At 46.2% G+C, this 14,959-nt stretch carries 14 protein-coding genes; all 14 read right to left on the reverse strand.

Translation table 11 applies throughout. From position 1 onward, the window contains the following. Positions 1 to 929 (reverse strand): hypothetical protein (locus tag OEV42_01295; protein MDH3972888.1); only part of this gene is annotated, 929 nt, incomplete at its 3' end. A gap of 419 nt (positions 930 to 1,348) precedes the next feature. Beyond that, complete coding sequence (locus tag OEV42_01300) at positions 1,349 to 2,518, reverse strand: glycosyltransferase family 2 protein (protein MDH3972889.1); 1,170 nt, start codon at positions 2,516 to 2,518, stop codon at positions 1,349 to 1,351. 285 nt (positions 2,519 to 2,803) lie between these two features. Further along, positions 2,804 to 2,947 (reverse strand): 30S ribosomal protein THX, encoded by a 144-nt coding sequence (locus OEV42_01305; GenBank protein ID MDH3972890.1) that lies wholly within the window; start codon positions 2,945 to 2,947, stop codon positions 2,804 to 2,806. Continuing rightward, on the reverse strand, positions 2,947 to 3,132 hold the full coding sequence (locus tag OEV42_01310; GenBank protein ID MDH3972891.1) for a hypothetical protein: 186 nt from the start codon (positions 3,130 to 3,132) through the stop codon (positions 2,947 to 2,949). Before OEV42_01310 ends, OEV42_01305 begins: the two co-directional genes overlap by 1 nt. A 140-nt stretch (positions 3,133 to 3,272) precedes the next feature. Further along, complete coding sequence (lnt, locus tag OEV42_01315; protein MDH3972892.1) at positions 3,273 to 4,835, reverse strand: apolipoprotein N-acyltransferase; 1,563 nt, start codon at positions 4,833 to 4,835, stop codon at positions 3,273 to 3,275. Continuing rightward, positions 4,836 to 5,702, reverse strand: a complete 867-nt coding sequence (locus tag OEV42_01320) for a hemolysin family protein (protein ID MDH3972893.1) — start codon at positions 5,700 to 5,702, stop codon at positions 4,836 to 4,838. A gap of 16 nt (positions 5,703 to 5,718) precedes the next feature. Then, entirely contained in the window at positions 5,719 to 6,417 is a 699-nt protein-coding gene (locus OEV42_01325; protein MDH3972894.1) for a diacylglycerol kinase, read from the reverse strand. Then, positions 6,414 to 6,860, reverse strand: coding sequence for an rRNA maturation RNase YbeY (gene ybeY, locus OEV42_01330; protein ID MDH3972895.1), 447 nt, complete (start codon positions 6,858 to 6,860; stop codon positions 6,414 to 6,416). The genes OEV42_01325 and ybeY overlap by 4 nt, the downstream gene beginning before the upstream one ends. Further along, positions 6,760 to 9,267: an HDIG domain-containing protein gene (locus OEV42_01335; GenBank protein MDH3972896.1), complete on the reverse strand. Its 2,508-nt coding sequence runs from the start codon at positions 9,265 to 9,267 to the stop codon at positions 6,760 to 6,762. Before OEV42_01335 ends, ybeY begins: the two co-directional genes overlap by 101 nt. Then, positions 9,267 to 10,244 (reverse strand): PhoH family protein, encoded by a 978-nt coding sequence (locus OEV42_01340; protein MDH3972897.1) that lies wholly within the window; start codon positions 10,242 to 10,244, stop codon positions 9,267 to 9,269. The genes OEV42_01335 and OEV42_01340 overlap by 1 nt, the downstream gene beginning before the upstream one ends. 103 nt (positions 10,245 to 10,347) lie before the next feature. Next, complete coding sequence (gene recJ / locus OEV42_01345) at positions 10,348 to 12,051, reverse strand: single-stranded-DNA-specific exonuclease RecJ (GenBank protein MDH3972898.1); 1,704 nt, start codon at positions 12,049 to 12,051, stop codon at positions 10,348 to 10,350. Next, positions 12,052 to 12,966, reverse strand: coding sequence for a protein translocase subunit SecF (gene secF / locus OEV42_01350; GenBank protein ID MDH3972899.1), 915 nt, complete (start codon positions 12,964 to 12,966; stop codon positions 12,052 to 12,054). Positions 12,967 to 12,989: 23 nt separating this feature from the next. Then, entirely contained in the window at positions 12,990 to 14,534 is a 1,545-nt protein-coding gene (gene secD, locus OEV42_01355) for a protein translocase subunit SecD (protein ID MDH3972900.1), read from the reverse strand. Between the two features lie 24 nt (positions 14,535 to 14,558). Beyond that, positions 14,559 to 14,900, reverse strand: coding sequence for a preprotein translocase subunit YajC (gene yajC, locus OEV42_01360; protein ID MDH3972901.1), 342 nt, complete (start codon positions 14,898 to 14,900; stop codon positions 14,559 to 14,561). Positions 14,901 to 14,959 lie beyond the last annotated feature (59 nt).

The raw sequence follows: 14,959 nt of genomic DNA on the forward strand, positions 1-14,959 counted from the left end.
GCCGACTGCTGCCACAGGATGAGGCCCGAAAGAACGTCGTCCATGCCTTGCAGCCACGCGCCTGCGCCTGATTCCTCCAGACGCGCCTTCAGTTCCAGATATTCGCTGACCGCTTCATTATGATATCGGGCACATTCTAAAAGCGCCGACTGCTCGCTAATGGCCTTTTCTCTTTTCAGTATCATGGCCAGATTAAAATTACAGGGCCTTTTTACCTCTTTGTGATAAGAGAAGATGTCGTTACCGAGATAGATAATCTCACCCGCTTTTTTTAGAAAGGCATCGAGCAAGAGGCTGTGGACTTTGTCAAAAGGCATTTCGGCTGAAGCCAGTTCTCCCAGGTAGAGAGTGGGTAGAACACCTGAAGAGAAGGGCCGGATATGAAAGTAGCTGTCAACATCGGTTTTCGACGGATCACCGCAAATGGCCGGCTCTTTTTCGATGCCTTCAAAGAGCCACATTTTCATGGCATGGCAGAATCTTTTGCAGAGCTCGGGCCTTGCAAATTGCGGCAGACGGCGCCCCAGTTCCCTTGCTGCCGGAACAAAGCAATCTTCAATGTCACCGAAGGCATGGCTGCCCTCCAGTGATGCTATGTAGCTTCTGAAGAGGGCATGCCGTTTTTTTTCGGACTGCCGCCGCTTGCGGCTGGACTCTAGCCTGTCATCAAGAAGAAACCACCAGGCCATGAAGTCGGACGCGAACTGTGCCGCCTTTCTCCCCGCCCCCGGATAGACAAGCGCTGAAAAGAGCCCCGTGTCGAGCTTTGCCAGGGTCTTCTCCAGCTGTGAAATGTCTTTGGAAAAGTGTTCCTTACACCATTGGCGCGTATTGTCCTGCAATTGACGGGCAAAGGCCGGGTCTGCCCCGGAGCGCCTCTCGCCGGGATAGCTCAGGGCCAGCCATTTTTCATTATTATTATGAGACATATTTATTTCTAATTAATCTTTGAAGTCCCCATCTTTTGGGCGGGGTTAGAGTTAAAAGGCTATGCCATAATAATTTTACTTTTCTTTTGCGGACAAAGAAAAGTAAGAAAAGAAAGGCCGCCCTAAGCCCGGTTAAAACCGGATAAGTACCTTAACGAAATAACTTCCTGTAAAAAGAAACAGAAAGTTATTTCTAAGTTACTAAACTTGGTCCCGCCAAGGCGGGACTTCCCTCCTTCCACCGTTGCCTTCGGCGGGCACAAAAACTCGCTTCGCTCAAACAGTTTGTGCCCTTCATCCTCAGTCAACGGCTACACTCGGCTGCCTTTTAACGGGAAGGAAAAGCAAGGCCTTTTAGGGCTCAAGCAAGACCATGTCCTCTGGGCATGGATTCTTTACTTTGATACAGAGGAAGATAATTAAAACTTCACCCGTTGCCCTTTTTTCAATTCCTTTGTTGAATAATGCGTGCCTCGCCAGTCGATACCGCCGTTTATCATGCATTTTACGCCCGACCAGAGCATCATAAGCGCCAGAATAAAAAAACCCAGGGGAAGGAAGAGAGCCGTCAGCCTGGCCCTTCCCTTTTCCGGCGACAGAAAGAATAGAAGTATATTCATGCCGAAGGCAACAATGGCTGCCGTAAGGAGAGGCAGGGAGCCGCTTTCTAACCCCCTTACAAGCGCCAGGGGCGGTATGGCGATTAATGTCCATAAAAGCAAGAGGGTAAGGGCCAGACGCCACCACCGGTATCCCAAACCGGGTCCGAAGAGGTTTTTTTCAAGCCCCTTGAACATTTCCCTTACACTGCCGTACCAGGTGAGTGAGAGGTCTTTTTCGGCAAGGGCGAAGCGGGTTTTCCCCCCTGCCCTGTTGATCATGAGTCCCAGACCGTAATCATCGCAGGGTTCGAGACGCAGCCACTCAAAACCGGGCGTCTTGCGAAAGGTTTCCGACTTGACCAGGTTGAATGCGCCAATGCCCATGGGTGTTTTGCTCCCTTGGCGGTTTACCAGGGCCGAGCGGGTAGAGAGCAGGAAAAGAAGACCGAAGGTTCGCACCGAAAGATCGAGTAAAAAGCTGTTCACATGGACCTTGGGAAAAAGGGCCACATGATCTGCCCCGTAATGATTGGCGTACATCTGTGTCCGCCGCAGCGCTCCCCGGTGAAAGTGGACATCGGCATCGGTAAAGAGGAACCACTCCCCCTTTGCCAGTTGCACGCCCCGGTGGAGGGCATTTACCTTGCCGAGCCAGCCCTCGGGCAAGGCCTTAATATGCAGCGCCTTGATCCGTTCATCCTTTTTTGCCAGTTTATCGATGATCTCTCCCGTTTCGTCTGTTGAGCGGTCGTTTACGGCGATGATTTCCATGTTTGGGTAATCCTGCTGAAGCAGCGATGAAAGAGCGGAACCGATATGGGCGGCTTCGTTGCAGGCGGGAATAATGATGCTCATGAGGGGCAGGCTATGGGGTTCGTCTTTGATATCCTTCATGTCATCCCGCAGCTTAGGCAACTTTTTCAAGGACCAGATAAAGCCGATTATCATGGCAGACCAGAGTCCGCAAAAGAAAATTAACGTTTTCATGAAGCTCCCCAAACGCTTCTCGTTTAGTGGTAGTCTGTTATTGTAAACTATAAAGGGAATTAAACCAATATGGGATTGAGAATTGGGCAGGAATATTTTCCGGTAAGGGCGCTGGAATGACAGTTAATTTGTATTTATCCGGGCGCAAACCCTTGTCATTGCGCACTTGATGCGGAACGGGGTTCTTTTTATTATTAGAATTGCAAGTGGCAATGGAAGTTAATATTGACGCTTAAAAGTGTGACACAATTACTGCGTATCTGCAACCGTCCCGGCGCTGAAGGATTATTTTTTCTTTTTTTCCTTTACCTCGGCAGGCGGCTCTTTTTCCAGGACAAGGGCCGTCTTTTTAGGATTATTCCGGTGTCTTTTACCGGTAGTTCCCCGCCAGATCTTTCCGCGCTTTGATTTTCTGTCGCCTTTTCCCATTATTTATCTCCTTTTAAAATGACTGTTGCAGATTCACTCTTTCCTGTCGAGAAATAAGAGCAGCCCCTTGCCCCTCTCAAGCAGCGAATTATCCGGAAACGATAGGCCGACATGAGATCAAGACTATCTTCATCGTTTCCTGTGGTGTCATTATGGGCATCGAATTTTTCAAAGTCAATGCCCATATTTTTAAATATATTTCCAAGTATAGCGTAAAATTTACAAATTTAAAGAAAGGCCTTTGCATTTTTTAAAGCGATTCATTTCCCTTAAGGGCAAGTCACTTTACCGCATCAGCGGGGACGTTAATAAAAATTTTGAATAATTAAGGGGTATTAGGGGGCTTTATAGAGAGGGCCAGCAAAAGGATGGCGATGATAGATACAAACATTGCAAAGAGATCACCATAGCGGGTGTAAAATGTTTTTTTACGGGAAGGGGAAATCTTTCCGGTAATGAAGGATTCTTCATAGATTTTGGTCTCTTTGACAATCCTTCCAAGGGGATCGACAATGGCTGTTACCCCCGTATTGGCCGATCTAAGCATGTATACGCCGTTTTCTACGGACCGGAAGGTAATGGCGGAAAGATGCTGGTATGGCGCAGATGTCTTCCCGTACCAGCCGTCATTGGTGATATTAACGAGCACGTTAGCGCCCTCTTTTACAAATCGCCTCACAAGATCGGGAAATATCGCTTCGTAGCAGATAAGCGGACCGAAAGATAATTTAACCTTGTCACTGTTATTGACTTCCACATCGAGGGTCATGACCCCCTTTCCGGGAGTAAAATCCCCTATACCCTGGGTAATTTTTTCGACGAAAAAAAGCAGTTTCTTTAATGGCACATATTCACCGAAGGGAACGAGGTGAATCTTGTCATAGCGGTCAATGACCTCTATTTTCCTCTTTTCCTTATCCGGCGAAATGAGAAAGGCGCTGTTTAAGTAATTTATTTTCTGATCTTCTTTAAAGCTATAAGCGGGACTGCCGAAAATAATCGGGCTGTCGAGTGTTCCCGACATTCTCATTACCCTGTTTCTTAAAATGCCGGGCTGCTGGAAGTAAAAAGGGACAGCCGTTTCAGGCCAAATGATAACATGCAGATCACCCGATTCACGGAGGGCCTTTTGAGAAAGTTCTTCATAAATAGCGATTGTTTTGGCGGTGTACTTTTTATCCCACTTAAGGGCCTGGTCTATGTTGCCCTGTATGAGCCCTGCCTGAAAGGTCTTCTCCGGCGCTTTATAATAATTGACTTTTATGATTCCATAAGAAAATGTGAGGCCAATAAGGAGTAACAGCATGGCCAACTCCCTGAAAGGGAGGGCTTTTTCCCTGATAAATTTGGCAACAATCTGAAAAAAGAGGCTGGAAAAGAGAACAAGGATAAAGGAAATTCCATATACGCCAAGACAATCGGCCAGCTGAATGGCATAAATATTCTTGTATTGCGTGTAAGCAATAAGGCCCCAGGGATGACCCGTAAAAAGATAGGTTCGAAGGTATTCGAGGGCTACCCATAATGAGGGCGCCCCTAATATAAGAGAGAGGCCCCTTTGTGAAATCTTTTTCAGTAAAAGCGTAAAGAAGGCCCAGTAGAGGGCCAGGTAAAGATTAAGAAAGAGAAAAAAGAAGAAACTGGCAAGATAACCCAGACCGCCAAAGTTAACCATTGTATTTATGAGCCAGTAACAAAGCCCTGAATAGGCAGCTACACCTGCTGCAAGGCCTGCCAGGAAAGCCTCTTTCAGAGACCGGCTTAAGGTAACGGCCCCTATGAGCGGCGCTATGGCAAGCCAGCCGAGAGGCTCCAGGTCGAAGAAGGGGGAAGCAAGGACATAAAAAAGCGCTGAAAGAAGAGACAGCGCAAGAACGTTAATATTCATTTACTCTTCCCGCTGGATTTGCAGGTTTGTCTCCTTTTCCGCCGGGGGCTCCATTTTTATCCCCACCTTGGCAACGCGCCGCTCATCAGCCTCAATAATGGTAAAGGTAATATTTTCATAATTTATAACGTCATCTACTGCGGGAATCTTGTTGCTCATATGGACAAGAAAGCCGCCGAGCGTATCATAATCCTCTTTTGGGATGATAACACCAAGCTTATCGGAAAGTTCATCAATATCTATTTTGGCATCGGCTATGTATTCACCTTCTTCAACAACAACAAACTCATCTTCCTCGATATCATACTCATCCTGGATATCACCGACAATTTCTTCAATAAGGTCCTCGATGGTAACAAGACCTGACGTTCCGCCATATTCATCGACGACGACGGCAATATGAATGCGCTGGTTTTTCAGTTCCTTGAAAAGATCGTCAATATTCTTTGTTTCCGGAACGAAAAGCGGTTTTCTCATGACATCCCTGATTTTGTCGGTCTTGCTCTTGCTGATCCAGTATTTAAGCAGATCCTTGGCATAAACAATGCCTACAATCCTGTCTATATTCTCCTCATAGACGGGTATCCTGGAATGGCCTACCTTTACGACCAGTTTTGCCACATCTTCAACGCTTGAGTTGATTTCCAGCGCCTCAACGTCCGTTCTGGGAACCATGACCTCCCTTACGACGATATCTTTCATTTCAAAGATACGGTGAATCATTTCATTTTCATCTTCGTCGAGGAGGCCCGTTTCCTGACCCGTATCGATAATGGTCTCCAGCTCTTCCTGGGTTACCTCCTTCTTCCATTTAAAAGGCAGAAAGTTCCTCCACGAAAAGGAACGATCATTATTATTTTTCCCCAAATTTAACTCCTCTTATCTATCTGAATAGTTGAAAAAAAAGTAACGTAATTAAAAAGCCCAATAAGGCGCCTGTAATGACTTCCGCTTTACTGTGTATTCCCAGGAGCAACCTGCTGTGGCTAACCATGAGGGCAAGGGCAAAGACAAGCAGGGCAATAAAAGGATCCATCGATATAAGCGACACGGCGGTAAAGACAGAAAAGGATATGGCCGAATGGCCGCTCGGCATTCCTCCGTGAAGGGGCGTTCCCTTACCGATATGTGACTTCATAATGACGACGACGATAATAACAATGATAAGGGAAATCATGGTTATATGTTCGGGTGCTCTTTTTATGCTCTCCAGAGCGACTGTGCTGTATGCAAAAACCGGTTTTGACAATATAATATATCCCATAATAAGGGCGCCGAAAGATGCAATCAGCACGGCGCCGGCAGCCACGTCCTTGGCAGCCTTGGCCAGCGGATGAAATTCCTCATGAATAAGATCGATGGTGTATTCGATGGCCGAATTGATAAGTTCCGCAAAGATAACAAAGGTGATGGAGATGGCAAGAAGGATAAAATCAGAGCCCTTTATATCGAGAAAGAGGCTTAAAGTGAGAACGGCTGCGGCAATAATAAAGTGAACCTTCACATGCCTTTCATGCTTTGCGGCATAGAGGATACCTTCAATGGCGCAGTTTAGAGTCTCAAACCAGTTTTCCGGTTTCATAGATTTCTCTTCTCCAGCGCCTTAAGCAGTTCCTTCTCCTTTCCTTCCATTAGCAGCCGTTGGGCTTCATCCTTTTCATGGTCATAGCCGTGAAGATGGAGCATACCGTGGATGAGAAGCGACCTTACCTCCTCCATAACCTGTGCATTTCTTTCCATAGCCTGCTTTTTTGCCCTGTCGAGAGAGATAACCACATCTCCCAGCATATTGCTGTTAATATTACCAAACTCGCCCTCACCCATGGCAAAGGCAATAACGTCGGTGGGCCGGTTTTTTCCGCGGTATTCAGAATTAATGGCGGTCATCTCGGCATCATCGACAAGAAGAATGCTCAACTCGGCGTCAGATGACTGCAAGAGGCGCAGAACAGCTTCCGCCGTTTTCCTGATCTTTTCCCTGCTTACCCCTGTCAGTCTCTTTTTTCCGCTTATCAGTACCGTCATTAACTTTTATACCCTTTTTTCCTTCATCGTCGGGATCGGGATAATCGATCCTGGCGTGGAATATTCCATTAAGTATCCTGTTAAAGCTCTTTGCAATTTCATTCATATCCTTAAGGGTGAGTTCACATTCATCGAGCTGGCCATCGGCGAAAATATCTCCGATAATCTTCTTGACGACTGATTGTATCCTGGCAGGCGTCGGCTCCTGGATAGTCCTTGCCGCCGCTTCCACGGCGTCGGCAAGCATAACGAGACCTGCCTCCTTGGTCTGCGGCTTTGGGCCCGGATAGCGAAAGTCCTTTTCATTAACGGAGTGCACATGAGGATCTTCCTGGTCCTTTGCTTTCTGGTAAAATAAGCGGATAAGCCGTGTTCCATGGTGCTGGGGGATAATATCGGTAATCTCCTTGCCCAGTTTATACTCCTTTGCCAACTCCATGCCGTCCTTGACATGACCTATAATGATGAGGCTGCTCAGACTGGGAGCGAGTTTATCATGAGGATTTCTTCCCCCCTTCTGGTTTTCAAAAAAGTACTGGGGCTTTTTCATCTTTCCAATATCGTGATAAAGGGCGCTCACCTTGGCAAGAAGCGGATTGGCATGAATGGCTTCTGCCGCCGTTTCAACGAGATTACCGATAATCCAGCTGTGGTGATAGGTCCCCGGCGACTGGGTAATGAGATCCTTCAAAAGGGGATGGTCGAGACTTGCCAGTTCGAGGAGTTTAAAATTGGTCGTATAAGAAAAGAGACTTTCAATAATAGGGGTAAGGCCTGTAACGAGAACGCCCGTCATAATTCCCCCCAGAAAGGCGAAAAGTATACCGAAGGAGTACTCCCCGCTATAGGGATTATCTGAAAGTAGTCCGAAGACAATAACCATGGCGGCATTGGCAAGCCCTATATGAAAGCCTGCTTTAATCAGCGTTACCCTGTATTTGCAGAACCTTACCACCTGTGCGCCGACGATACAGCCCACAAGGGAATAGATGCCGAAATAGAGGTTGTTTTTCATCATCATTGCCGTCAAAACACTCACAGCGATGGAAAAAATAATGGCCACTTCTGAATTCAGCACGATACGCACAAGAATAGCGCTGGCAGAGACGGTAAAGAAATACCGGTAGGCCGAAGCGGGTATAGCAGGAAACACATTGGAAAGGGCGTCCGTTATGGGCATGGTAATATCAAAGAAAAGAATGGAAAACATAAGAAGCAGCGCAAGAAAGAGAAGGTCTTTCGTTTCCAGGGTTATTTTCCTGATATTGCTTGTTGCAAAATAATAGAGGGCATAAATAAGGGCGCTGATGAGAAGAAACATTCCGAAAAGGTTATGATACCATTCCCTGCTCTTTTTACCGCCTGAAAGGGCCTTCAATTTAACGATATGCTCTGCTGTGACTCTCTCCCCCTCACGGAGGATCATTTCTCCCGCCTTTACCTGAAAAAAAACAGGCCCCACTTCATTAACCGCCTTTTCCCTCCTTGCCTCCGTTTCATTTTTATTTAAGGTCAGATTGGGCTTGATAAGGCTTGAAGCCATACTGGCAAAGGCGGTAATTTCCTTGTCTTTCCAGAGTTCCGCATAAGATTTTACTTCATTAACTACATTCAGTCTGGCGCTGTTTAAATCGACCACTTCCGAGATATCTTTAACTTCAGCCTCCTTCTGGCTTCCCACACTCCTGACGACAATTCCCTTGTCCATCTCCTGCCGGAGGAATTCCCTGCTTTCAACAATACCGGTAACGAGAGCTGCATAGCATGCTTTTCGTAAAATATCCTCTATGTGAGAGCTGAAGTTCTGCTTTTCCAGTATTAAAAAGGTCTTTTCATCGATTTTCAGGCCAAGTTCCTGGTCAAAGGCCTGCTTTCTTTCATTTCGTGACTCTTCCAGGTAAGCCGACTCTGCTTCCCTCATGCGCCGTTCCCTCCTCTTTCCGGCCTGCTTGTCGGCAGATAAAGAGGCAAGTTTCCCCGCATTTCCCTCAATTTCTGCAAGATACTGCCGCATAAGGAGAAAACTCTTTGATATCCTCTCTCCTGTGACGGTAGCTGCGCCATCGTCAAAATCATATACAGAGAGGGAAGCGGACCCCGTTTCTTCTTTCTTTTTTTCAGTAGACGGAAAGTCCTGGACGAGAAAATCGTGAGGCGCCTTTACATTACTCCTCGCTATCTCGCCTGCATCGTAGTCATAGACACTGGATACGATGTTGGGAGAAATGATTAATGCCAGACCCATGCTGACGACAAAGAGAATGAAAGACTTCTGCAGATGAGGCTTTTGACTAAGGAAGCTGAAAAGCCCTGTACCGGCTGAAAGTGATTCTTTTGGCTTTGCCCCCTCTTTTTTTACAAGAGGGACAACCTTCTGTTTTTTACTTTCTTCCTTTCCGTTTTGCATCAGTTGAGTTTTTTCTTTAATCTTTCGTAGGCATTGACAATGTCCTGAACAAGTCTGTGCCTGACAACGTCTTTATCGTTAAAATCAATAAAGACAATACCTTCTACCCCTTTCAGTATCCGTTTCGATTCGACGAGACCGGAAACCTTTTCCATGGGAAGGTCGATTTGCGTTATATCACCGGTAATAATAGCCTTCGACCCTACGCCGAGCCGCGTAAGCAGCATTTTCATCTGCTCGGAAGTCGTGTTCTGCGCTTCATCGAGAATAACAAAGGAATCGTTAAGGGTTCTTCCTCTCATAAAGGCAAGGGGCGCTACTTCAACAATATCCTTCTCCAGCATATCCTTGACTTCATTAAAATCAACCATATCATGAAGCGCATCATAGAGCGGCCTTAAGTAGGGATTTACCTTTTCTATCAGGTCACCGGGCAAAAAACCGAGCTTTTCTCCAGCCTCAACGGCAGGACGTGTCAGGATAATTCTTTTAACTTCTCCTTTTAAAAGCGATGAAACAGCCATGGCCATGGCGAGATAAGTCTTGCCCGTCCCGGCCGGTCCGATACCGAAAACAATGTCATTCTTCCTGATGGCATCAATATATTTTTTTTGATTAACGCTCTTTGGAGAGATAACTCTTTTTTTGGGGGAAACGCATATCTTTTCAAGAAAAATATCTTGCAGGCGAGACTTGGGATCTTCCCTGACTATCCTTGTTGCTCTCTCGATATCGAAAGGACTCAGCTTGTACCCATTGAGCTGGAGTTCATGCAAAGATTTAAGAAGGCTGTTGACAATAGCGATATCGTCATGGCTTCCGCTGATGATAAGATTTGCCCCCGATGAACTGATCTCTACGGGAAAAACTTTCTCAATCAGTCTTAAATTTGAATTATGCTCACCGAAAAGTGATTGGGCCAGACTGTTATCTTTAAATCCGATTTCCAGGTCCGGCTCGTCTCTATCAGCTTCCAATAAAGCTCTCTCTCCTCTTTACACAAAAGCTTTGTGTGAAATAAATACTACCACTTTAGTATGTCATGTGCAACTTCTTTAGAAGAAAGTTGCACATTATTGCTCAACATTTTATATCTTTTATAAATAATTGTATGGACTTTTGCTTGTTCCAGTAATTAAACCGCAGTGAATAGGCAATGGAAAAACGCTCCCCTTCCTGAACCCGCTTATGCGCCATATTAAAGGCTATGGCATCAAAGGTCTTGCCCTCTTGCTGAAAAGTCATTTTTAAATGCGCATCCTTTAAAAGCCTTAGCGATAAAAGGGTCACATCTTCAGTAGCAAAGACAGGCTCTGCATTGGATGCGCCAAAGGGAGACAAACGTTCCAATTCTTCGATAATGTTATCATCAATTTCTTCAAATGAGAGACAGGACTCTATTTTAAGAGGCCGTTTAAAGTCCTCTTTAGGGACACTTTTTTTTACTACCCTGTCGAAATTCTCAGCAAAAGGAAGGATTTTTTCAGGACTGATGGTAATTCCGGCAGCATATTTATGGCCTCCAAACCCTTCAAGGTGGTCTGAGCACTCTGTAAGGCCCCTGTAGAGGTGAAATCCATCAATACTTCGGGCTGAACCCTTTCCCACACCGTCGATGACGGCAATAACGAGGGAAGGTTTATAATATCGATCGACGAGCCGGGAAGCGACTATTCCTATTACACCGGGATGCCAGTTCTCTGAATGGATGACAATGGATGATTTCTCGTAAAGCTTCATCGATTCAACCATGGCGACGGCTTCTTCCAGGATCTCTTTCTCTACGGCCTGTCTCTTTCTATTCTCCGAATCGAGTTCCTCAGCCATTGTTGAGGCCTCTTTCACTATTTCCGTCGTGAGAAGCTTCACGCCGGCATCTGCACTGGACATTCTCCCTGCTGCATTTAAGCGAGGCCCCAACTGAAATCCGACACCCCCCACATTGACTTCACCCGAATCGATTGCGCTTACCCTTTTTAAAGCTTTGATACCGGGCCGGTTTCCCCTGCTTAGTTCCTTCAGGCCGTGTACGGTAATGATTCTATTTATACCTGTCAGGGGCGCTATGTCGGCAATGGTGCCCAGTGCCGCGAGATCGAGGTATTTTTTTATATTCGGCTCACATTGCCTTTCCCATTTCCCTCTTTCTCTCAGGCCGGATCGAATAGCCATAACCATATTGAGTGCGATGCCTACCCCGGCAAGCTCTTTAAAGGGGTAGCTGCAATCAGCCTGTTGAGGGTTGATAACGCCATAGGCAGGTGGCAGGTGGGGGGGGATTTGATGATGATCGGTTATGATCACATCCATACCGAGACTGCAGGCCAGCTCTACTTCCTTAAATGAGCTTATGCCGTTATCAACGGTAATGATGACCCGCGTTCCCCTCCGGGAAAGTTTCTTTATGGCGTCAACGTTAAGACCATAACCCTCATGGAGCCTGTCAGGAATGTAGTAATCGCAATTTGCCTCGATTTCCTTTAAAAAAAGAAGCAGCAGTGATGTCGATGTGGTGCCATCTACATCATAATCACCGAAGATGGTTATCTTTTCATTCTTTTCCAGTGCAAGAAGTACCCTTTCAACCCCTTTTTTCATATCTTTAAGGAGAAAGGGATCATGGAGATTGGACAATGAAGGATTGAGGAAGCGGAATGCCTCCTCCGGTGAGTTTATCTCCCGATTTATTAAAACCTGGGCAACTTTGGGGGAAAGATTAACTTCCCCCGCCAGTTTTTTGCATTCCTCGCTTTGCTGGTGGTAAAAAACCCACCTTTTTTCCATCTAGGCCCCTTTAGTTTTTGAAAAGAGCGCATCATAATAGATGAGCACAGGTGAAGCAACAAAAATTGACGAGTAGGTACCGATAAGAACACCGACGAGAAGGGCAAAGGCAAAGTTATGAATAACCCCTCCCCCGTAGAGGAAAAGGGCCAGAACGACAATAAGTGTCGTTACCGATGTAAGAATGGTCCTGCTCAGCGTTTCATTAATGCTCTGGTTGATGCAGGACTCTTCCTGCCCCTTTTTTACCCGCTTCATATTTTCCCTGATCCTGTCATAAACAATAATCGTATCATTAAGAGAATAACCGATAACGGCAAGGATGGCGGCAATCACGGGAAGCGATATTTCATAACCCGTGACGGCAAAGGCGCCTACCGTAACGAGAACATCATGAGCAATGGCAATGATGGCGCCAAGGGCATATCTGAATTCGAAGCGGAGGGAGACATAGATGAGAATGCCGCCCATCGCGTAAAGTATAGCCATAAGCGCCTTTGTCTTAAGATCATCGCCTACCTGGGGTCCCACCATCTCGACACGCCTTACTTCGTAACTGCCGGCCCCAAAACTGTCGGACAACTGGCCTTTTACCGAATGGGAAAGGTCTTCAACCTTGCCCGTTCCCTTTTCAATTCGGATAAGGTATTCACCTGCGCCTTCACCAAAATCCTGAACAAGCACGTCGCCAAGGTCGACTTTGGCTAAGGAATCCCTCAGGCTGTCAATAGAAAGCGCAGTATCGTTGAATTTAACATGAACAAGGGTTCCACCGGCAAAATCGATTCCGTAATTGGGACCATTTCTCAAAATAAGTGAGGCCATGGTAATTATGATCAGTGACAGGGAGAAAATAAGCGCCGTACCCCTCTTGCCGACAAAATCAATATTTGTTCCAGAACGTATTAATTCCATAAACTTAACTATCCTCCCAACTGCTATATACTTAACTTGCTGACTTTTTTCCCGGAAAGGGAAATATCGAAGATCAACCGTGAAACAAAGAGCGCCGTAAAGAGGCTGGCCAGGATTCCGATTGAAAGTGTAACGGCAAAACCTTTAACAGGCCCGGTGCCGAATTCGAAAAGAACGATGGCGGCAATGAGTGTTGTCACATTGGCGTCCATAATGGGCAAAAGCGCTTTTGAAAAACCGCTGTCAAGGGCCGCCATGGGCGTTTTCCCAAGCCTTAGCTCTTCCCTCACTCTTTCGAATATAATGACATTGGCATCGACAGCCATACCGATGGTAAGAACGATACCGGCAATACCGGGCAGTGTGAGCGTTGCGCTGAGCCCTGCCAGGGCTGCCATAATAAATACGACGTTTAGAATAAGAACTATATCGGCAACAAACCCTGAAAACCGGTAGTAGACGGCCATGAAGAGGATAACGATAACTCCGCCGATGAGCATGGAGAGGAAGCCCTTTTCAATTGAATCCTTACCGAGAGTCGGTCCTACCGTCCTGTTTTCAAGAATTTCCAGAGGGGCAGGAAGCGCTCCTGCTCTTAAAATAATGGCAAGGTCATGAGCTTCATCCATGGTGAAACTCCCTTCGATCATGGCGCTGCCCCCTGAAATTTTACTCTTTATGTTGGGCGCTGAATAGACGTTGTTATCAAGAACGATGGCAAGCCTTTTTCCTACATTTTCTCCCGTCACCCTTTCAAACTGCCTGGCTCCCTTTGAATCAAATTCTATGGCTACATAGGGTGTGTTGTACTGGCTGTTAATTCTCACCCTTGCATCGGTGAGCCTGTCACCGGTCATGAGGATTCGCTTCTGAAGAATAAATTCATTTTTCTGTATAATCTTGTTCGTGCCCTTTTCAGTGATTTTCTGATAAACGATTTCTCTGCCGGGCCCCTTGCTATCGGCAACGATCCTGAATTCAAGCTGTGCCGTCGTTACCAAAATATCAATTGCCCTGTCAGGGTCTTTAACGCCGGGAAGCTGGACGAGTATCCTGTCTTTACCCTGCTTCTGGATAGTGGGTTCACTTACACCGAGTTCATCAATCCTGTTCCTTAAAGTTTCAATGCCCTGATCGACTGCATATCTCTTGATTTCATCAATCTCTTCCTGCTTCAGCGTTAAAATAAAGTTGCCATTTCCGAGATTTTTCAATTCAAACTGACTAAAATCATTCCGAAGGATCTCTTCAGCTTCTTTTTCATGCTTTTCCGACATGAGACGAAGGTTAATTTTTGATAAATCGCTAATGACACTTCTCTTTGTCCTGATATGCTCTTCACTCAGCGAGTCTCTGACCTCGGCGCTGAGCCTTTCCATAACGGCGCTAACGGCCTTATCCTGATCCACGCCAAGCACGAGATGCATACCGCCCTGAAGGTCAAGACCGAGAATCATCTTGTATTTTCCCCACCACTGGGGAAGATCAGGTTTTATTGCCGGCGCCAGAAAGAAGAGAGCAGAAATAATAACGGCTAATGTCAGTGCGAGTCTTCCTTTGATAGTCATCTGCAACCAATCCCCTTTCGCATATTATTCTTTCGTTTCTTTAACTTCTTTACTTTCACTGCCGCCGATGGGCTGAAGCTGTGCTTTTAAAACAGCGACCTTAACCTTGTCGGCAATTTCCAAAACCACCTTGTTACCGCTGTCAACGCGGGTAACTTTACCGAAAATACCGCCGGCAGTAACCACTTCATCGCCAACCTTCAGCTTTTCAAGGGCCTTAGCCTGCTCTTTCGCTTTTTTCTGCTGTGGCCTGATTAAAAGAAAGTAAAAAATAGCAAATATCAGTATGAGTGGGAAAAACGCTCCAAAGGGATTTTGCGGCGCTCTCTGCGCCCCTTCCGCAGCATAGGCTATTGCAACTAACAACTTATGTACCTCCTAAGGTTTTATTAAATTTAGTACCTTAGAAAATATTTTCGTAAAGG

It is taken from the genome of Deltaproteobacteria bacterium (genome assembly GCA_029860075.1).
Classification (GTDB): Bacteria; Desulfobacterota; JADFVX01; order JADFVX01; family JADFVX01; genus JAOUBX01.

Coding starts and splice junctions, on each gene's coding strand:
- OEV42_01300 (MDH3972889.1), bottom strand. CDS start 2,518: ATGAAAACGTTAATTTTCTTTTGCGGACTCTGGTCTGCCATGATAATC.
- OEV42_01305 (MDH3972890.1), bottom strand. CDS start 2,947: ATGGGAAAAGGCGACAGAAAATCAAAGCGCGGAAAGATCTGGCGGGGA.
- OEV42_01310 (MDH3972891.1), bottom strand. CDS start 3,132: ATGGGCATTGACTTTGAAAAATTCGATGCCCATAATGACACCACAGGA.
- lnt (MDH3972892.1), bottom strand. CDS start 4,835: ATGAATATTAACGTTCTTGCGCTGTCTCTTCTTTCAGCGCTTTTTTAT.
- OEV42_01325 (MDH3972894.1), bottom strand. CDS start 6,417: ATGAAACCGGAAAACTGGTTTGAGACTCTAAACTGCGCCATTGAAGGT.
- ybeY (MDH3972895.1), bottom strand. CDS start 6,860: ATGACGGTACTGATAAGCGGAAAAAAGAGACTGACAGGGGTAAGCAGG.
- OEV42_01335 (MDH3972896.1), bottom strand. CDS start 9,267: ATGCAAAACGGAAAGGAAGAAAGTAAAAAACAGAAGGTTGTCCCTCTT.
- recJ (MDH3972898.1), bottom strand. CDS start 12,051: ATGGAAAAAAGGTGGGTTTTTTACCACCAGCAAAGCGAGGAATGCAAA.
- secF (MDH3972899.1), bottom strand. CDS start 12,966: ATGGAATTAATACGTTCTGGAACAAATATTGATTTTGTCGGCAAGAGG.
- secD (MDH3972900.1), bottom strand. CDS start 14,534: ATGACTATCAAAGGAAGACTCGCACTGACATTAGCCGTTATTATTTCT.